Raw genomic sequence first — 19,962 nt, 5'->3', positions numbered from 1 at the left:
TAAATCATTGGGAGATTAAAAATAAATTATAACTTTGTAATTCAAAGTTCTTTTTATGGATTCAAAAAACTATCACGAAGACTTATCCCATATCCGTTCCATGATGGAGCGGTCTTCCAGATTTATTTCTTTAAGTGGGTTATCAGGAGTTGTTGCAGGGTTGACAGCAATTATTGGAGCAGTATATGTGTATTTTGTTTTTCAGAGAGAAGGAATCAGTTATTTTGATGGGGACAGAAACATTTTGGGTCCTGCTCTGGTGAAAGAACTTGTTCTTATTGGGGCCGTTATTTTGGTGGTTGCTGTCCTTAGCGGTTATATTTTCACGGCTCATAAAAGTAAAAAGAAAGGGTTGAAAATCTGGGATGCTACAACAAAGCGTCTTTTAATTACCTTCGCTGTGCCTTTGGTCGCAGGAGGAGTTTTTTGTCTCGCACTTCTTTACCATCATCTTTTCGTTTTCATTGCTCCGGCTACACTCATTTTTTATGGATTGGCTCTGGTGGCAGCAGAACGGTATACATTAACGGACGTAAAGTATCTGGGATATTTTGAGATTGTTTTAGGACTTATTTCTTTATTCATTTTAGGATGGGGATTGCTATTCTGGGCGATTGGTTTTGGTGTTTTGCATATTATCTATGGATTGATTATGCATAAGAAGTACAAGTAATGGGAATTGGTCTTGTCATATTAATACACCTTTTTATGCTGCTTATTCTTAGCTCTATATTTGCTATATTAAGCTGTACATGTACTTATTTTGTCAGTAAAAAAGAAAATAGGAAAAGAAAAATAATATTTGCATTTATAAGTCCTTTTGTCATATTTTATACTTTTTATATTGTAGGAATTATCAGTTTATCAATTGTATCCGAAAATAAAAAAGTAGATATGGGAATTGGTGATGCATGGTATGTTCCCTTGAAAAATGACTATCAATTGCTATTTATCGATGTTCCAGAACAGGCAGGTATCAATAAAGAAAATGGAGTGACAGTGATTTCTGAGGTAGAAAAAATAGAAGAGAATGCAACACAAATTTTTGGAAAAACAACAGGTAATAGATATTTCTTATTAGATACAAAAACGGATGATCTGAAAATATTTGATACTGATAAAGAATTATCAGCCTTACATGCAGTTAAAAAGCTCAATCTGGTAGAGACAACAGAATTTTATTCTAAAAGAAAAAATGATATTATGGGTTACTGGCCTTTATTGATATTTTTTTTTCTCTAATGATCAGTGCTGTAGCAGTGTATATATGGAAGCTAATACTAATTTTTTAATAGCAGGTGGAATTAAATAATATAATAAAGTTTTCTGAAAGGAACAGTTTTTTTAATTCTTATTTTTGTCCCCGTTTAAGCAAAAGAAAATTATAAAAATTATAATTCTGCAATTGTAGAGGGCTAAAGAGAATAAAAAATGGTCAGATTTTGACTGTTTCAAAACAAAAGATATAAAATAAAATGATCAAAATAAATCAACTCAATAAAGAATTTGAAAGCCGTGTAAGATTAGGCATTATGTCTGTTCTCATGGTGAACGACTGGGTTGATTTTTCTGAAATGAAAGGACTGCTGGAAATCACGGATGGAAATCTTGCCAGCCACAGTAATGCATTGGAAAAAGCAGGATATATAGAAGTTAAAAAAGAATTTGTCGGGAAGAAACCTAAAACCTCTTATCGCGTTACACAGAAAGGAAGGCAGGCATTTACTGAGCATTTAGATGGCCTTGAAAAATTATTGGGACGATAGTCCTATATTTTTTTGAAATTTTACTTTGAATTACAAAGTACTTTATATTTTTAAAATTAAATAAAATAATGACACAAAAACAAACAACACAAACAATTTATGCCCTTCCATTGGCTTTACTCAGTATCCCATTGGTAGGAAATCTATTTTCGAAGGAAGTTAACTGGTCAGGATCAGATTTTCTGATCGCAGGAATCTTGCTTTTTACAACAGCTTTTCTCATCAATCTGGTCAGAAACAGAATAAAAAAGCAAGGCCAGAAAGTCTTAATCGTTATTTTTATTTTACTGGCTCTCGCATTAATCTGGCTTGAACTTGCAGTAGGAATTTTCGGAAGTCCGTTTGCGGGAAGTTAAAGCTCGGTTTATTATGCTAACTCAATAACGATGAAAGATTCAGAAATAATAAATCTAGGCAAGGCTATATTCGGAGTGTTTTTTTCAGTGGGAACTTTCTGTCTTTTAGGAGCACTTATCACAAAGAATGACTGGTTTGCCGGAGCAGGTTATTTGTTAATTGTTTTTGGAGTGCCAGTCAACTTATTATGTATCCTGGGATTTTTGATAAAAGGTATTATTGACAGATCAAAATTCAAAGAATGTATGATAGCAATACTCATTTTGACAGCCAATATTCCCATTGCATGTCTGTATGCTATTATAGGGTTGGGGCATTTCGATTAATATCCATAAATATCAATACTATTATGAAAAAAATACGCGTTCAGTTTCTGCTTTTTGTATATGATAAAACTCAAAAACTATACAGAAAATATTTTAAAAAGAAAAAAAGACAATGGCAGTTCAATGAGAAACAACTGCTGGAATTCCAGGAAGATTCTTTAGGACGAAAACTTGGAGAATTCTACAGGAAACATGGTTTTTCAATGATTCCCAAAATGGAAAACCATGATGTTCATCATCTGATTACCGGCTGCGGGACCAACTTCGAAGATGAAATTGCCATGCAGTATCTGCTCCTTGGAAATGGTAAACTCAATGCACACCTTCTGGCTGCAATCGTATTAGGAACAATTATTCTTCCGGAATATGTGAAAATTTATATCAAAGCTTACAAAAAAGGTCAGAATATGAGAACTTTTTATCATTGGGACTTTGAAGAACTGCTCTGGCAGAATTATGAACATATCAAAGACTTTATTCAACAGAAAGAGACGGTAGTTCTCCATTAAGCTTAAAAGATAATGGGAAAGATAAAATTCAGTCTGTTAGGAAAAAAGACATTTCTGATTTCCTTTTTAATAGGTACATCTTTATTGCTGTTATTTTGGATAACGGAGGCAGATTTCCTGATCGTATGGGGTTTTTATTATGTAGTGATTGCTGCCGTAGCTAATCTGCTGATCACTCTATATGAACTCATGGAGTATCTGAGTGATATATCGGAAAAAAAATGCAATGGAAACTCTGTACTCCTATTATTGCTTAATATCCCTATTGCTCTTCTATATCTCACTCTGTTCTTTAATTTTTGCTAATCCAGCACTGATTGATTCAACTTTTCATTTAAATCTTTTCAATAATTAACCTCATGAAAACACATCATTATATATTTCTTACGGCCCTTTTATTTGTCATTGTCTTCTACGATCAGGACATAGGGCTGAATCTTGGAATTCTGGGAATCACTTATGCAATGTTGGCTTTGTTCAGGACGCCGGAAAAAAATAAAACCAGAACAATGTATATCCTTTTTGCAACAAGTATTCTGTCCAGTATTGCATTTGCCTGGTTTGGAGATTTTCCATCTTTTATTGCAGTAGGGAGTTCATTGCTTTTATTGGGATATAAATCGAAAAACAGAAGGTTGAAGATCCTATTTTTGATTCCGGTTTTTGTAGTGAATTGCTGTACATCATTTTGTCGATTTTTTAGTTTTGATGAATGGCTGCCTAAAAAAAATGTTCCCGGATTATGGCAAAAGACACTGGCTTTCATTTTGATTCCGCTGGTGCTGGTTTCTGTCTTCTTTGGAATTTATTCTGCAGGAAGCGATCATTTTGCAGCATTGTTCACAGATTATGAACTGGATATTAATCTGTGGCAGGTGTTCTGTCTTTCTGTTTTAGGGTTCTTTATTGCCTTCAATTATTGGAACTATGCTGTGGAAAGACTGATCTATAAAAACAATCATGTTCTGGACAACGAGTTTAACGGGGATTCCCGGATTCCAAAGGCTACCTATTCTTTCCTCGACCTTGATACCGAAAGAATGAGTGGAGTCATCTCTTTTGTTCTGCTGAATATTTTACTGATCTTCTTTATTGTTACATATAATTATGAACAGTTTTATGAAGCGGTAAAAACTCCCGTTCAGTTGTCAGAAGAAACCCATGAAAGAGTAAACGCAGTGATCATGTCTATTGTAATGGCTATTCTCGTGATTATGTTTTATTTTAAATCCGGATTTAATTTTGATCCGAAAGCGGGCTTGTTAAAAATATTAGCTAAAATTTGGATTTTTCTCAATGCTGTTCTTGTTCTGTCTGCCGCACTTAAAAACTATGAGTATATCGTTAATTATGCGTTTACCTATAAAAGGCTGGGTGTTTTTGCATTCCTTCTTCTGTCAGTGATTGGGCTGGCTTTAACCTTCATTAAAATTCAAAAGAAGAAAAGAAATATTTTTCTTGTCAATTCGATGGTATGGTATGTTTACGGAACCGTTTTAGTGTGCAGCTATTTTAATTGGGGTGGTTTTATTACCTCTCAGAATATGAAAAGAAAAGATTTTGCCGTCAATTATCATTTAACATCTGTCAATTTCAGCGATAAGGCACTCCTGAGATATGCGGATGAAAAAAATGATCAGAAACTTAAAAAGACCATACAGAATAAAGTGAAAAATGAAACATCCAAAACCTTTCTTTCCAAGATTCTCTATTATCAAACCATTCAATAACTGATCATGAAAAAACTAGTTGGATCCTCAAGGTTTAAAATCAGTATGCTTCTCGTATTAATGACCGCATTCTGTTTCAGTCTCTCTGTTTTCAGATATTATATCAGTGATACTAAAGTCTTTTTATTTCTCAACTGGAATCTTTTTCTGGCATGGATTCCTTTATTATTAAGTTCCTTTATTCTTGCTTTTAATATCAGAAGCAGAATCTCACTGATCTTTATTATCATAATCTGGATTCTGTTTTTCCCCAACTCACCCTATATTCTTACTGATCTTTTTCATCTGAAAGCAAGAAATGAAATACCCATCTGGTATGATCTGATTGTAATTCTTTCCTATGCCTGGACAGGATTGATCTGCGGTTTTATTAGCCTTAATGATATTGAACAGCGCCTTTCATATTATGGTAAAAAAAAATTGATCACCGGGTTAATAATCTTTTTCCTTTTCATGAGCAGCTTCGGAGTTTACCTTGGGAGGTTTCTGAGGTGGAACAGCTGGGATGTGCTCAATAACCCTTTTGGTCTCTTCTCTGATATTATAGTGAGATTCATCTATCCGATGGAATACACCAAGACATGGGGTGTTACTGTTTTAATGGGGTTGATGCTCAACTTTATGTACTTTACATTTAAATGGGCAGGAACGAATGGGCAAAAAGAATTACAAACATAAAATAAACTATTACATGGATTGGAACAGTTTTAGCATTTCATAGTGCTCAACAGGATATATGTTGCCCGTTTTTAAAATTAATTATTATGAAAAAAAGCTTATTGTTAATCCCTTTGATTATTGTTGCCTGTAAAAAAGAATCTGCCGTGGCTGATGTCCCTGATAAGGATTCTACAGTTGTCACAGAAATGCCGGACTCGGCTGTGAAGACTGATTCTGCTGCATTGATAAAAAGAGATTCAATTATTAACAATGCCCCGGCTACCAAAGAAGTTCTTCGTAAAGGTGTAATGAGAGATGAAAAGGAAGGACAGATTATAAGAACTGCTGATGCTAACCAGCTGCCGTTTACTATTGGAGAAGAATTTACAAAAGATGATCAGGACCTTGTTTTAAAACTGACTCATTATGACCGTCCCAATATCAAAGCAAAAATTTCTACAAAAGAAAAAGATTTCAATATCAGATTCAATCAGATAAGACTTCCTAACGGGAACTATGATGGCCCCTTCGGAAGGGAAATTACTTATGAAACCCCTGGAAAGGGTGAGCTATGGCTGATTATCGGGAAAAGTAATATGGCTTCCGGAAATACCAAAGGAAGCTTTACGGTAAGCATAGAATAAGACTCGATCAATTTGGTACAATTTCTGCAAACTATTTTCTGAAATTTAAATTTTAAAATATGAAAAATATAGTTCTAACAGCAATGGCCGCCTCAGCAGTACTCGTAAGTTGTGGAACCGTACAGTCGCTGGTTCAGAATACATTTCCATACACAACGAATGTTTTGGTGTCTACCGGTGTACCGGCAGATAAAGAAGTTTCTTCTACGGCTACAGCAACTAATGTACAGACATGGTTCGGAGGTAATAATAACGCAAAGATTAAAGATGTAAGAATTTCAGATGCTAAAATTTCTGTAGCATCCCCTTCGGGAGGTAATCTTAGTGCATTCAAAGCCGTTAAAATTTACGTTTCATCCAACGGAACGGGAGAAAGATTGGTTGCGTCGCGATCCAATATCTCCACCAACTCCTCCAGCTTAAATCTGGATCTGAATGACACAGGATTTCTGGATGAAATTGTAAAAAGCTCAGGTTTGACGGTAAGAACGGTCTATGAGCTGAGGAATCAGACTTCTTCAGATATGAACATTAAGGTAGCGCTTAATTTCAACAGCGTTCCTGCACAATAAAAAAGATAAAAAATTAGTATTAAAAACCCTCTTCCAGAATACTGAAAGAGGGTTTAATGTGAAGTAAAATGATATAAAAATTTTAAAACTATATTTTGGTTAATTTTTCAACAACTCTTCTCTGGCCTTCATTAATATTGATAATGTACTGTCCGGCTGGCAGTTGTGAAATATCAATTTTTTCATGAGATAAGACAGAGCTTTTAATCACTGTTCGCCCCTGAAGATTGATGATTTCAATATCCAGCTTTTTATTTTCATTACTTTGAATAGCAATGGAACTGCTGGATGGGTTAGGATAAATTGCAACCTCTAACGCAGGTAAAGTCTTAACAGGTGTGGCAAATTTACTTTCCAGCTGAAGTATAGCATTTTTAACATTAGGAAGTGGCCCGATCTTTTGCCCTGTTACCGTTCCGCCTTGTGGAATTCCCGTAGAAATTAAAAGATTCCTCATGGCAGTCGGTGTCAGATTTTGCCCGGTAGTCTGACGGTAAAAAGACTGAATTAAAATAGCTGCAGAAGCTACTACTGGTGTAGCAGAACTTGTACCGCTGAAATAGTTATACATTCTGTTGTTGTCATTATCATATTTCGCGTATGATCCATAACCCGCAGCCATCACCGTGCTTCCCCAGCCCTGTACATCCACTCTGTTTCCGTAGGTGCTGAAGCTTAATTTTGAATGGGTTGTATTGGGAGACCCTGCTCCTACAATGATTGCACCGCTGTTTCCTCTTGCAAGATATGTTGCATAAAACGGATCATCAAGATTCTGGTTACCATTACCTGCAGCCGCAATGATGATAATTCCCGAATCAGTAGCCGCTTTGGTAAGATCCCAGATTACTTTATCATATTCAGCAGGACAATACTGGCCGTCTTTTCCTCCGGTCTGCATTTCATAAAGGATAATATCTCCGGCCTGAGACGCATTGATAGATCTGCTCACCGCAGAAGCTCTGTTGTATCCTACAGTGGTCCATTCCATATATCCTTTTATTTCAGAAGTACTGTAAGCCGCTCCTGTAAGCCCGATGTTGTCTTTTACTGAGCCTAAAATACTCACTACAGCAGTTCCGTGGTCACGGTAATTATTATTCGCTAATCCTGCATTTGGGGAATATCCGGGTTCAAGTTGTATAGAATTCTGATTAGATAGCATTTCATGGGTTTTGTAGAATCCATATTCCACATCTCTTACCCGTATGTTCTGCCCAGTGATCCCTTTGGACCAGGCGTATTTGGCATTGATGCCCGGGTTGTCGTTGAGGTAAGTCTGCAGACTTTCTAAATCAGGTGTCGCCACAAAAGCATTGATCAAAGGAGGTTCAACAGGATCAGCACTCATTACGGATACATATTCTATTTCAGAGAATTTTTCAAGAGTCTGAATGATTTTCTGAGTAGATTCACGGTTTTGAAGAGGGATATCGGCTTTATAAATCCTTTTCAGTTTTTCCACAGATTCTGTGGAATTCCCGATTGATCTGCTGCTTCTGGCCATTTTATCAAGTTTACCTTCTGTAAAATCGAGATCATATCTGAATGAAATGTGATTCTCTCTTGAAAACCTTTCCAGATCAGCGTTCCTGCTGAATGCTGTTTTTTCAGAGTTGATGCCTTTCGAAAAGCATACATAAATTATTGAATTTTTGTCATCAGCCATCTTGTGCTGAATGTCCTGTCCAAAAGAGATGGAAGAGCAGAACGCAAACAATGCGAAAAGGTTGATTTTTGTTTTCATATTATTTTGTTAAATGGTTGTGAATCAGTTTTGATTTACTTCAAAAATAATAATAAAATAAAAACAAATCACATTTTTGTGAATTTATTATTGAAAAATTTTTCACCACCTTCTGCATCGGAAATTTTATCGTTTAGGAAGGATAAACTTCGCAGGTTTTAAAAACCTCTGTGATTTAAAGGCTGATACATTTTATGCTTATCAATCAAAAAAAAACGTTCCAACAAAATTGAAACGTATTGCTTTATGGTTATATTTATTTTCCGGATTTAGCTTTTGGTGATCGAATCCATTACAATAGTGACCGGTCCATCATTGATCAGGGATACTTTCATGTCTGCCCCGAAGATTCCGCTTTCCGTTTTCAATCCGGATTTGCTTATTTCATTCTTAAAATAATCAAAAAGAGGAACTGCTTTATCAGGTTTTGCTGCTTTTATAAAAGAAGGACGGTTTCCTTTCTTATAATCAGCAATCAATGTAAACTGACTGATACAAAGGATTTCTCCTGCAATATCCTTCACGGAAAGATTAAGCTTACCTTCTTCATCCCCAAAGATTCTTAGGTTTAAAACTTTCTGTACAAGCCAATCTGCATCAGCTTTTTCATCATTTTCATCTATACCGGTCAGGAGCATTAATCCTTTACCGATTTCACCGACAGCTTTTCCTTCTACCTGTACACTGGCTTCAGAAACTCTTTGTATAACAATTTTCATCTTGTATTCTAATAATAAACATTTAACGTTTTACTTGCAGCATCATAACTGTACGGATACGTTTTAGGAGGAAGTGATGTTTTAGCGCCGGATTCCGGCTGACCTGTCGCTAAAATCCATCTGGTATTATCCTGTGGACATACAATGGCAATATTATCTTTTACTTCAAGGGTTGTATTGTTATCAGGACATATATGAGGCGCGTTTCGGTCATAGACTTTAAATCCGTTGGCCGTTCTTACAATAATCAGACCTCTTGTTCCGGATTGTTGTTCATTAACATAAATCCAGCCATTAATATTGTTTAAGGCATAATATGCGGGCAGATTTAAATTAAGGGATACATTGATGGGAGTATTGGGAAAGCAGTTTACCGTATCTTCTCTGCTTCCACAGGAGTTGATGGTTAAATTACTGAAAATCAATAAACTGAAAATAGATAAGATTGAAAAAGTTTTTTTCATTTCAATTTAAATTTTTATATATTTGTAAAAATTAAACGATTACAACACGAAAACATTGTCCGGCAAATGTCGGATTATTTTTTTATACTAAAACTAAATTTTGAAAATTATGGCAAGCTATGTAACTAAGGAGGGCCTGGATAAAATGAAAGCTGAGCTGGAACAGTTGGAAACTGTGGAGAGACCAAAAATTACTCAGCAGATCGCAGAAGCAAGAGACAAAGGAGATTTGTCGGAAAATGCAGAATATGATGCGGCCAAAGAGGCTCAGGGAATGCTTGAGATGAGAATTTCCAAGCTGAAAGACGTAATATCTACTTCTAAAATTATAGATGAAAGCCAATTAGATACTTCAAAAGTTTCGATCTTAACAACAGTGAAACTTAAAAATAATGCTACCAAGCAGGAACAGGTATTTACATTGGTACCGGATAATGAGAGCGACCTGAAGACAGGTAGAATTTCTGTAAACACGCCTATCGCAAAAGGTCTGTTAGGAAAAGCTATTGGCGAAACTGCTGAAATCACTTTACCGAACGGAAATAAACTGTCTTTCGAAGTATTAGACATTTCTTTATAGTCTGATACCTATTCTGTTTCTAAATATCTAACCAAACTTCTGATAAAATGAGCACTATATTCACGAAAATCATCAATGGCGAAATTCCCTCTTATAAGATTGCTGAAGACGAAAACTTTATTGCATTTTTAGACGCCATGCCTTTAGTGAAAGGACATACTCTGGTTGTCCCTAAAAGAGAAGTGGATTTGATTTTTGATCTTGAAAGTGAAGAATATAAAAACCTCTGGGGATTTGCCCAGAAGGTAGCCAAGAAGATCAAAACTGCAATTCCATGTGTAAGAGTAGGAGTAGCGGTAGTAGGACTTGAAGTCCCTCATGCACATATCCATCTGATTCCTTTAAACAAGATGGAAGACATGAATTTCAGAAATGAAAGATTAAAATTAACGAACGAAGAATATACTGAGATTCAACACTCAATTATTAATTCTTAACCACCGGAAAATCGTAAAAAAGTAATTTTTTACGATTTTCTTTAACATATACATATATATTATATCATATGAATTCCAACCAATGTTCTTTCTGTGGCAGAAAAAGAAATGAAGTACAGATGCTGATTTCTGGGCAGAATGGTTTTATTTGTGAAAATTGTATAGAACAGGCACATGCCATTGTAAAAGACAGTGCATCCAAAACAGGTTATTCCCCTGCAGGCACTATGGATGAGCTTAAAAAGCCCAAAGAGATCAAAGAATTTCTTGATCAGTACGTAATAGGGCAGGATCAGGCCAAGAAACAGCTTTCAATTGCTGTATATAACCATTATAAAAGATTGCTTCATGCTCAGGACGAAAACAGAGAGGTGGAGCTGGAAAAATCAAATATTATCATGATCGGGGAGACCGGAACAGGTAAAACCCTTCTGGCAAAAACAATTGCCAGAGAACTTAATGTTCCTTTCTGTATCGTGGATGCTACCATTTTGACGGAAGCCGGATATGTAGGCGAAGATGTTGAAAGTATTCTTTCCAGACTTCTGATGGTGGCAGATTATGATGTGGAAAAAGCTGAAAAAGGAATTGTTTTCATTGATGAGATTGATAAAATTGCAAGAAAATCAGATAATCCAAGTATAACAAGAGACGTTTCCGGAGAAGGAGTACAGCAGGGATTGCTGAAACTGTTGGAAGGAAGTATCGTAAATGTTCCGCCACAGGGAGGTAGAAAACACCCGGATCAGAAATATATTCAGGTAAACACTCAGAATATTTTGTTCATTGCCGGAGGAGCTTTTGACGGAATCAAAGAGATCATCGAAAGACGAATGAATAAGCAGGCCATCGGTTTCAGCTCCGAAAAGATCAACAAAGTAGATGAGGATGAATATGTATTAACAAATATTAATGCAATTGATCTGCGTACTTTTGGATTAATTCCGGAACTTTTGGGGAGATTTCCAATCATTACTTACCTTGATAAACTCACGAAAGAGACTTTGGTAAGAATTATGAAGGAACCTAAAAATTCAATTGTAAATCAGTTTGTGGAGCTTTTCAAAATGGATGGCACAAATTTGGTAATCACAGACGGTGCAATTGAAAAAATTGTTGAAGAAACTATCGAAAAAGGACTCGGAGCGAGAGGGCTCAGAGGTACCACAGAAAAAGTTTTGGAAGACTATATGTTTTCAATCGGAGAGGAGAAAGAGATTGTCTTAACAGAAGATAATGTTTTGATTAATAGATAAAATATTTTTTTTTTAAGAAAAATAATAATACCTTTGCGGGTGAAGATTGTATTAACACACAAATAATTTATACAATGAGAAAAAGTTTATTTGCTATAGGTCTTTTAGCAATTAGTTATTCTGTTCAGGCGCAGATACTATGTCATGTTGACACTAATGCTAATATGTATGTGAGCGAAGGCACCCTAGTTTATAGCGGTGGAGGTGTACAGACAAAAGGTAATGGCCTTTTGGACGTGCATGGAAATATCATGGTTGTAGGATCTGCTACAGATAGTTTTAAGACAATTGATGCTGCCGGCGCTGATAAAACTGATGGCGGAAATATCATTCTAAGACTTAACACTCCTGCTTCATTTGCTACTTCTACGTATGGCCAGCTGTACATTGACGGACTATCCCAGTCCAACATTACAGGTATTGTAACTAAAGAGTACCGAACGACAAGTAACGGCAGCGGTAATTACTTCCAGCAGGTTGCTTTGCCTTTCTTTGGTAAAGCATTCAATTCATTATCTGCTGAAGTTGGAAAAACTTTCAATACAGGAAGGTATGATAATCCAATTCTTAAATGGGATAATGCTAATGCTGTGTCTATTACCACTTTGAATCTGGCTCCTACCTCGACTACTTGGGATCCTTCAGGTTATTATATGCTTAAGATTAAAAATAATGACTGGAATCCAAGTGCTCCTGCAACAGGAAACGTATTCAATATCAACGGAAAACCATATGCTCCATATGCGAGTGCTGTAACATTACAGAATGCAGGAAAATCTAACGTAGGAGCTTCCAATGTTGTGTTCGGAACTAATGGTAATGCTCTAAACCAGTACAATGAGAAGTATAATACTTATCTTGATGATAGTTTTGAGTTTACGACCAACCCATGGACTGGTTCATTTGGACAAAATTTCTATCAATTCGGAAATCCTTTCCTTACCAATCTGGATTTAGCCAATATTGGATATACAGAAAGCGTTACTGGATCCGATGGAAATGCTGTGAAAAATATCTGGGGAGTTGAATATGATCCAGGTACCATTGTAACTCTTCCAAATGGTTCTACTTATGCTACAGGTTCTAAGGTGGTTACTTTCTTACCTACAGGTGATGGAGTAGCTCCTGCTATCGGAGATGTTGACCTGGTGGTAATCAAGCCTATGCAGTCATTTAAAATAAAGCTGAGAGACAACACAGCTCAGACTTTAAATTTTAATACACTGAGAAGGTTTAAATCAACGGCAAGAACAGCAGGTACCAATTATGATGTAAATGCAGCTAAAATGTCCTCCAGTGGCAAGGGAACCAATTCAGTAAAACAGCTTGGTGTAATAGGTCTGGATGCTAATGGAAATGAACTTTCCAGAACATATTATGTTGTTTCTCCATCTTTAACAACAGGTCACCAGATTTCTGCAGCTACTTCAGTTCAGGCTTCAGCAGGTAAAAATATCATCGGTACTTTTGAAGAATCATTGAATGGAGGGTATGACAGTAACTATACCAACTACTGGTTATATATTAACGAAGCTAATGAGAATAACTTCCAGGGTAAAAATGTTAAGTTAGTTAACTACTACCTGGATAAGGTGAAATCTTATAAGTTCGAGATCAGAGAGAACTCAGTACTGATTCCGGCTGGTGCACATCAGCTATCTTCAGGAATCGGTTTCTACTATAAAGCGGAGAATGGGAATCTGATACAGGCAAAACAGGGAGATGTTGTACCTGTAACCAATGAAGAAGCTAATTTGTATTATGGTGAACCAAGTAATATTACTTTAGCTGTAGATAAAACAGCTACTAGTGTTTCCAGAACAATTGTAGTATATGATCCATCTGTTACAAATTACATCGTAAGATTCGATCCAAAATGGAAAAAAGCAGATATTCAAGTTTATGATATGAGCGGTAAACTGGTAATCTCTAAAAAAGCGGTTGATGCATCCAGAGATTTTGTAATCGAGCTTGATGGCTCAGTTAAAAATTCATATGTTGTAAAAATCGTTTCAGATAAGGGAGAAACTGTTAACACTAAAATCTTAAAATAAACCACATGAAAACTATTAATAAACTAGTATTAGCTCTTTTTCTTTTTGCTATATCTTTAGCAAATGCTGCTCCGCCACAACCACAAGCAGCTCCAACAGGATCAGGAAATGGAGGGAATGGTACCGGAGCACCTGCACCCATTGATATGTATGTATATGTACTTGCTATTGTAGCAATTGGACTTATTGTTTACTTTACGAAAAAGTACAAGAGCGTAAAAGCATAAAATTTTATTAAAATAATATTAAACTCTCTGATTAGTCAGGGAGTTTTTTTATTTTTACTCTATGAAAAAGATTTATACGCTATCTGCGGTTTTAGCCGCATTTGCTCTGCAGGCTCAATTCACTGTTACCATTCAGGCTCCGGCAGATTTTAAAGATCAGGATGCAATTCTATATACATTAAACGGTTCAAAAGATATCATTGTTACTAAAGAACAAAGTAAGAATAATACCTGGACGTTTAAATATCCAGGTAATTATATGGGAATGATGAAAGTTTATTTCCCGGGTACTAACAATACAGTAAGCTTTATTTCTGAAAATAAAAATGTCAACTTTAAACTGGATATTCAGAATAATAAAATCAAAGATGTAACCTATCTGGATGAAGCCAACAATCTTATGAGTAAGCAGCAGGAAGGCTCACAAAAGAAAGAGCTTATTCTGCCAGCTTTAGCACAGATTAAAGAATATTATAAGGACAATACGGACTTTGGAAAAGCTTTGAAAGCAGAAATTGAGAGACTTTCCGGTGCATCCAGCTCTATTGATGCGGCACAACACCCGTTTATTGCTTATTATAACACGAATTACAGCAAGTTTATTTCCAACTCACCCGATTCCACTAAAAAAGTAGACCAGGAAGAAATAATCAACTTTCTGGACAAATCGGGGGATATGCTTGAAAGCTCATCATTATTGAGACCGGTTTTGGTAGCTTATCTTAATTCAGGAGGAAATACAAATGTTACAGCTTCTGTTGATAAGCTGTTAGACCGTTTAAAAGTAGAGACTCCAAGAGGGCAGACTGTATTGTCAGAACTGATTGATATTTTTGATGTATACCAGATGGATGAATATAAGAGTAAATATTTGTCTCTTGCCAAAAATCTTAAGTGTACGATCACTGACAGGCTTGCTTCTACATTGAAATCGAATGCAAATATCGAAATGGGGGCTGTTTTCCCTAATTATAAGTTTCAGTCACCTGTTAATACCACAGCGAAATCATTACACGATATAAAGGCCGATAAAAAGATTGTTGTGTTTTGGTCATCCACATGTTCGCACTGTGAAAGTGAACTTCCTAAACTCCTGGAAAAATATAATGATCTGAAATCAAAAAATATTCAGATTGTAGGGCTGTCTTTAGATGTGGATAAGAATTCTTATACCAAAAAAATTGCTGCATTTCCATGGGTGAATGATTCGGAATTGAGAGGATGGAACAGCAGTTACACTGATACCTACAATATTCATGCAACTCCGACGTATTTTATTCTAGATGCTAACAATAAGATAATCAGCAAGCCAGATCATGTTGGAGATGTTTTGGAATATTTTAAGTTAAAATAATTTTGGAGGTAAAGAAATATTTTCTATATTTGCACCACCAAAACGGCGAGGTAGCTCAGTTGGTTAGAGCGCAGGATTCATAACCCTGAGGTCACGGGTTCAATTCCCGTCTTCGCTACGATAAACCGCAATCATTAAATTAATGATTGCGGTTTTTAATTTTAAAAGAGTCATCACTTTATCTTTTAATTATTTCAAAAGATTTTCGGATCAGGTGCAAAAGTGGAGGACTAGTACAAAATCTATACTTTTTATTGAACTGACAGGTCATTTTTTAATCACAAAGAAAAAATGATTCAGATGTTTTATTTTAGAAAGCTAAGAAGTGCGACTTTGTGGCTGAAGAAGCTTAGAGGATATGTATTAACTTAGAAAGAATGAATGAAATTGATTCCATCCTTTGCTCCCTTGAAAATATGAGATAAGAGGCTAAAAACTTTGCGTTAGTTTAAATTCCATAAATATAATATTGAGACAGATCCTTGACTTCTCAACTTCTCACATTCTTTCATAGTTTATTTCTTAATGAATTTATGGGTTGATTTCCTTGTATTCGTTTTTATACAGCTTTTTTTGAAGGAAATGATTCTTCATGATCATATACTTTACTCAAACTGAAAGTGTCCTAATAATCCATCTCAACAAGCAAAGATGTTTGCAGGACCAGTCATTAAAAAAACAGAATATATAAAAAGCCGTCTTACAATCTGTAAGACGGCTTTTGTTTTTTATACGGGTTCATTAAACCTGATATCCAAGAAGCTTTCTGATCTGATAGAAGAATCTCTCAATCAGTCGAAGATCCTGCGTTACAATCTCCGCACTGCCCCTCAGTTCCTTATCGAATATAAGTGTTTTATTATAACTTGTTTTTAATCCTTTCGGTAAAATAACATCTACATAATAGTTTCCTTTTTCATCGGGAATCAGAGATATATTCTGTACTTTTCCTTCGATGATGCCATATTCCTGGAACCGGTAATTATCAAGTTTAATCAGTACTTTTTCGCCCGGGGTTATTTTTCCTGAGTTTGTTGTAGGAACAGACATTCTGCCTACCAGCTGCTCTTTATTTTTAGGAAGTATGGAAAGAATGGGTTCACCAACTTTTACGAACTGATTTTCGCCAAAAAACTGCTGAAAACTGGCAACACCGTCGGTGGATGATATAACAAGATAATTCAGTTCCCATTGTTTTAAAGATTTTCGGAGCTGTTCAAGAAGCTGTAAAGTCTGTGAAGAATAGGTTATTCTGTCTTTTTCTGTATTAATGGCGGTTCCGCTTTTGGTTTTATTCAGATTGGAAATGCCTTCATCCATTTGGGATATAGAGATTTTAATATTTTCAAGGTTTTGCTGAGCCTGAAGAAATTTAATTTTTTCATTTTCAAGTTCCATAGCTGAAATAACTCCCTGGTTAAAAAGTTCCTGTGATCTGTTAAAATTTTTCTTAGTCAGATCATATTTTATAGACTCCAGGTTTTTCTGCTGTTTTAAGGTTGCTATTCTTCCCCTGTATTCAGAAATACTTTGATTCGCTGCCAGGTTTTCCGGAGCATATGGTTGTAATCTGGTAAAAAGAGCTTCATCCTGAAATGCTTTTGCAAAACTGTTATATTCACCTTGTAACTCACCCAATTTAAATCTGGAAGTCTGTGCAATAGGAAAGGTGTACAATTTATCAGGAGTAATAGAATCTATCAGTTTCTTCAATTCCAAAATGTCTTTGTAATTGGCAGCGGACTGCATGACCATTAGAACATCATTTTTTTTGACTTCCTGATGATCTTTAATGAATATTTTTTCAATTTTAGAACTGGTCCTTGCTTCTATTTTCTCAGGAGGATTCTGAGAAGTTACAATAATAGGAGCCGGTACAAATTCCGGATACTTTATAATGTAGCTCATCAGAAGGATAAGCAGTAGAATAATAAATATAACGGTATTTCCCCAACGGATCATCCAATGCGGAGGCTGGGTAAGAATATCCTGTACGCTTTCTGAGCGGAGTTCAATATTGTCTAAAACGTCTTCTTTCATTGTTCTGAGGTAAATTTCCCCCAATATTTCAGGGGGAATATAATTTAAATAATTGGGCAGTTCCCGTCATACCATGATGGTGGCGAAGTGTCTGCATCCGGCGGGCATTCAAAATGCTTTATGCGGCATGGTACCCAGCTACCAAGACACCAGGATCCACAGCAGTTATTGTCCGGGATGATAACACCACCGCTGACAAATGTCAAATCTTTTCTCGAAAGTTTTTTAAGATTTTTCATGATTAATTACTAGTTTTTATTTTTCCTACTCTGTAAGCTTTTCGGATTCCGCTATGATGATTTATATTGGCTAGCTTCCCAGCTCAAGCTGATTTCTTACGAGCCTGTAATATTCGCCTCTTAAGTCCACCAGCTCAGCATGGCTTCCTTCTTCTACAACCTTTCCTTGATCCAATACGATAATTTTATCGGCATGTCTTACAGTGGAAAGTCTGTGAGCGATAACTACAGCGGTTTTACCTTTGAAGAACTGCTCAAGGTTTTCCATGATTACTTTCTCATTATTGGCATCCAACGCGGATGTTGCTTCATCAAATAAAATATATTCAGGAGATTTGTAAACTGCTCTTGCAATAAAAAGTCTCTGTTTCTGGCCTCCACTTATTCCGACTCCCTCATTTCCGATTTTCGTATTATAACTCAATGGAAGACTTTCTATAAATTCTTTGATATTGGCAATTTCTACGGCACGTCTCAGTTTTTGTTTATCAATATGATCTTCACCCACCGCGATATTATTGGCAATAGTATCATTGAAAACATAGCCTTCCTGCATTACGACCCCGCAATGATCTCTCCAGTATCTTGGAGAAATATTTTTCATGTTGGTGCTTCCAATCTTGATTTCACCCTGGTCAGGGTCATAGAACTTCATCAATAATTTTAACAGTGTCGTTTTGCCACTCCCGCTGGCACCCACAATAGCCGTTGTCTGCTGATAAGGTATTGTAAGGCTTAAATTTTCAAAAACGGGAACATCTGATCCGATATATCGGAATGACATATCTCTGATCTCAATATCTTTCTTCGGAACATCTGTAACATACTGCTCATTCTTATCTTCCTCATCATCTTTATCATGAATTTCCCCTAATCTTTCCAGGGATATCTTGGCATCCTGTGTCTGTTTGATAAAGTCGATAAGCTGCAAAAGAGGGCTGTTCAGCTGGCCGATGATGTATTGAACTGAAAGCATCATCCCTAAGGTAAGATTTCCACTTAAAACCAGCTTTGCTGAAAGGAAACTTACCAGAATGTCTTTCATCTGATTGATAAAGTTACCTCCAACAGACTGCCATTGTTCTAATGAAAGAGATTTTATCCGGATTTTGAATAGTTTTACCTGGAGAAATTCCCAATCCCATCTTTTCTGTTTTTCAGCATTATGCATTTTAATTTCCTGCATACCGTTGATAAGCTCGATCACTTTGCTCTGCTCCTGAGAGACCTGAGAAAATCTTTTATAATCAAGTTCTTTTCTTTTTTTCAGGAAAAAGCTGATCCATCCTATATACAATACAGCTCCTACCAGGTAAACGAGGAAAAGTCTGTAATCATAAAATAACAATACAATACTGAAGATGATAAGATTCACCAGTGAGAATAGCGTGTTCAGTGAAGAACTTGTCAGAAGCTGTTCTATCCTGTGATGATCATTGATTCTCTGCATGATATCCCCTGTCATTCTCGTGTCAAAAAAGCTTATCGGGAGTCTCATCAGTTTGATAAAGAAATCGGAGATGATTGAAATATTAATTCTTGCTGAGAGGTGAAGTAAAATCCAGCTCCGGATGGTCTCAATACCCATTCTTCCCAGAAAAAGCATGATCTGTGCCAGTAAAACCACGTAGATAAAATTGATATCCTGGTTCTGAATTCCGACGTCTACGATACTTTGGGTAAGAAACGGGAATATCAGGGAAAGTAAGCTTCCTCCCAACAGTCCTATAGCCAGCTGAATAACAAGTGATTTGTACTTAAGAAGATATTTGGAAAGAAAAGTAAAACTTGCTTTGCTTTCCTCTGCATCAAATTCAGTCTGGAAGAATGCAGGAGTTGTTTCAAGAATCAGAACAATTCCTTCTTCTGTATTTTCATTGGCATTTTCTCCGATCCATGATCTGATGAACTCTTCCCGTGTATAGGTGATGAGTCCGTAACTGGGATCTGAAATATATACTTTATTATTTTTATCAATTTTATAAACAACGACAAAGTGATTTTTATTCCAGTGTGCCACACAGGGGAAAGGGACTTCTTCTTTGAGAGTATTAAAGTCGATCTGGACTCCCATTGACCGGAATCCAAGGTTTTCTGCAGCATCACTAAGCCCAAGAAGGCTACTTCCTTCCCGTGTTGTTTCAGAAAGATTACGAATCTGCTGCAGCGATATGCTTTTACCATAATACTTACTTACGATCCTAAGACAGGTTGGACCGCAGTCTTTAGTGTCTGGCTGCTTATAAAAAGGAAATTTTTTTTTCAAAACTACTACTCATTA

Annotated in this window: 21 protein-coding genes and 1 tRNA gene; 17 read left to right on the top strand and 5 right to left on the bottom strand. The window is 36.1% G+C overall.

Features of this window, described 5'->3' with window-relative positions; all coding sequences use genetic code 11:
- Positions 1 to 55: 55 nt before the first annotated feature.
- From CRS_RS22065 to CRS_RS22020, 10 genes are all read left to right on the top strand, one after another.
- Positions 56 to 673, top strand: a complete 618-nt coding sequence (locus CRS_RS22065) for a hypothetical protein (protein WP_142726111.1) — start codon at positions 56 to 58, stop codon at positions 671 to 673.
- A gap of 35 nt (positions 674 to 708) precedes the next feature.
- Positions 709 to 1,242: a hypothetical protein gene (locus CRS_RS22060; protein WP_142726110.1), complete on the top strand. Its 534-nt coding sequence runs from the start codon at positions 709 to 711 to the stop codon at positions 1,240 to 1,242.
- A 233-nt stretch (positions 1,243 to 1,475) separates the two neighbouring features.
- Positions 1,476 to 1,766 (top strand): transcriptional regulator, encoded by a 291-nt coding sequence (locus CRS_RS22055; RefSeq protein ID WP_142726109.1) that lies wholly within the window; start codon positions 1,476 to 1,478, stop codon positions 1,764 to 1,766.
- 68 nt (positions 1,767 to 1,834) lie between these two features.
- Positions 1,835 to 2,122 carry a hypothetical protein gene (locus CRS_RS22050; RefSeq protein WP_228451323.1) on the top strand — a complete coding sequence of 96 codons (288 nt, stop codon included), beginning with the start codon at positions 1,835 to 1,837 and terminating at the stop codon, positions 2,120 to 2,122.
- Between the two features lie 30 nt (positions 2,123 to 2,152).
- A complete protein-coding gene (locus CRS_RS22045; protein WP_142726107.1) occupies positions 2,153 to 2,449 on the top strand; it encodes a hypothetical protein in 297 nt (98 codons plus the stop codon).
- Positions 2,450 to 2,472: 23 nt separating this feature from the next.
- A complete protein-coding gene (locus CRS_RS22040; RefSeq protein WP_142726106.1) occupies positions 2,473 to 2,958 on the top strand; it encodes a Coq4 family protein in 486 nt (161 codons plus the stop codon).
- Between the two features lie 359 nt (positions 2,959 to 3,317).
- On the top strand, positions 3,318 to 4,688 hold the full coding sequence (locus CRS_RS22035) for a DUF4173 domain-containing protein (protein WP_142726105.1): 1,371 nt from the start codon (positions 3,318 to 3,320) through the stop codon (positions 4,686 to 4,688).
- Between the two features lie 6 nt (positions 4,689 to 4,694).
- Positions 4,695 to 5,366: a DUF1361 domain-containing protein gene (locus CRS_RS22030; RefSeq protein ID WP_142726104.1), complete on the top strand. Its 672-nt coding sequence runs from the start codon at positions 4,695 to 4,697 to the stop codon at positions 5,364 to 5,366.
- An 86-nt stretch (positions 5,367 to 5,452) separates the two neighbouring features.
- On the top strand, positions 5,453 to 5,992 hold the full coding sequence (locus CRS_RS22025) for a hypothetical protein (RefSeq protein ID WP_142726103.1): 540 nt from the start codon (positions 5,453 to 5,455) through the stop codon (positions 5,990 to 5,992).
- Between the two features lie 59 nt (positions 5,993 to 6,051).
- Positions 6,052 to 6,564, top strand: coding sequence for a hypothetical protein (locus tag CRS_RS22020; protein WP_142726102.1), 513 nt, complete (start codon positions 6,052 to 6,054; stop codon positions 6,562 to 6,564).
- A gap of 88 nt (positions 6,565 to 6,652) precedes the next feature.
- On the opposite strand, the gene CRS_RS22015 is transcribed toward CRS_RS22020, so the two are convergent.
- The 3 genes from CRS_RS22015 to CRS_RS22005 all read right to left on the bottom strand — a co-directional run bounded on the left by CRS_RS22015 (position 6,653) and on the right by CRS_RS22005 (position 9,494).
- Complete coding sequence (locus tag CRS_RS22015; RefSeq protein ID WP_142726101.1) at positions 6,653 to 8,311, bottom strand: S8/S53 family peptidase; 1,659 nt, start codon at positions 8,309 to 8,311, stop codon at positions 6,653 to 6,655.
- A gap of 269 nt (positions 8,312 to 8,580) precedes the next feature.
- Positions 8,581 to 9,030, bottom strand: a complete 450-nt coding sequence (gene dtd / locus CRS_RS22010; RefSeq protein WP_142726100.1) for a D-aminoacyl-tRNA deacylase — start codon at positions 9,028 to 9,030, stop codon at positions 8,581 to 8,583.
- An 8-nt stretch (positions 9,031 to 9,038) separates the two neighbouring features.
- Positions 9,039 to 9,494, bottom strand: coding sequence for a hypothetical protein (locus CRS_RS22005; protein ID WP_142726099.1), 456 nt, complete (start codon positions 9,492 to 9,494; stop codon positions 9,039 to 9,041).
- 109 nt (positions 9,495 to 9,603) lie between these two features.
- On the opposite strand from CRS_RS22005, the gene greA reads away from it, so the two are divergent.
- The 7 genes from greA (at position 9,604) to CRS_RS21970 (ending at position 15,520) form a co-directional block, all read left to right on the top strand.
- The gene (gene greA, locus CRS_RS22000) at positions 9,604 to 10,074 is read left to right on the top strand and encodes a transcription elongation factor GreA (protein WP_142726098.1); all 471 of its coding nucleotides are present in this window, start codon (positions 9,604 to 9,606) and stop codon (positions 10,072 to 10,074) included.
- Positions 10,075 to 10,121: 47 nt separating this feature from the next.
- Complete coding sequence (locus tag CRS_RS21995) at positions 10,122 to 10,511, top strand: HIT family protein (RefSeq protein WP_142726097.1); 390 nt, start codon at positions 10,122 to 10,124, stop codon at positions 10,509 to 10,511.
- Between the two features lie 68 nt (positions 10,512 to 10,579).
- Complete coding sequence (gene clpX, locus CRS_RS21990; RefSeq protein WP_142726096.1) at positions 10,580 to 11,767, top strand: ATP-dependent Clp protease ATP-binding subunit ClpX; 1,188 nt, start codon at positions 10,580 to 10,582, stop codon at positions 11,765 to 11,767.
- A gap of 74 nt (positions 11,768 to 11,841) precedes the next feature.
- Positions 11,842 to 13,821: a T9SS type A sorting domain-containing protein gene (locus CRS_RS21985; RefSeq protein ID WP_142726095.1), complete on the top strand. Its 1,980-nt coding sequence runs from the start codon at positions 11,842 to 11,844 to the stop codon at positions 13,819 to 13,821.
- 5 nt (positions 13,822 to 13,826) lie between these two features.
- Positions 13,827 to 14,048, top strand: coding sequence for a signal peptidase (locus tag CRS_RS21980; RefSeq protein WP_142726094.1), 222 nt, complete (start codon positions 13,827 to 13,829; stop codon positions 14,046 to 14,048).
- A 61-nt stretch (positions 14,049 to 14,109) separates the two neighbouring features.
- Positions 14,110 to 15,402 (top strand): TlpA disulfide reductase family protein, encoded by a 1,293-nt coding sequence (locus tag CRS_RS21975; RefSeq protein WP_142726093.1) that lies wholly within the window; start codon positions 14,110 to 14,112, stop codon positions 15,400 to 15,402.
- A 44-nt stretch (positions 15,403 to 15,446) separates the two neighbouring features.
- Positions 15,447 to 15,520, top strand: a tRNA-Met gene (locus CRS_RS21970).
- A 623-nt stretch (positions 15,521 to 16,143) separates the two neighbouring features.
- On the opposite strand, the gene CRS_RS21965 is transcribed toward CRS_RS21970, so the two are convergent.
- Positions 16,144 to 17,442: an HlyD family secretion protein gene (locus CRS_RS21965; protein ID WP_142726092.1), complete on the bottom strand. Its 1,299-nt coding sequence runs from the start codon at positions 17,440 to 17,442 to the stop codon at positions 16,144 to 16,146.
- 309 nt (positions 17,443 to 17,751) lie between these two features.
- Positions 17,752 to 19,947 carry a peptidase domain-containing ABC transporter gene (locus CRS_RS21960; RefSeq protein ID WP_142726091.1) on the bottom strand — a complete coding sequence of 732 codons (2,196 nt, stop codon included), beginning with the start codon at positions 19,945 to 19,947 and terminating at the stop codon, positions 17,752 to 17,754.
- Positions 19,948 to 19,962 lie beyond the last annotated feature (15 nt).

The sequence above is a fragment of the Chryseobacterium sp. ON_d1 genome (assembly GCF_006829085.1).
Taxonomy (GTDB): domain Bacteria; phylum Bacteroidota; class Bacteroidia; order Flavobacteriales; family Weeksellaceae; genus Chryseobacterium.
This window is presented reverse-complemented; position numbering and strand designations above follow the sequence as displayed.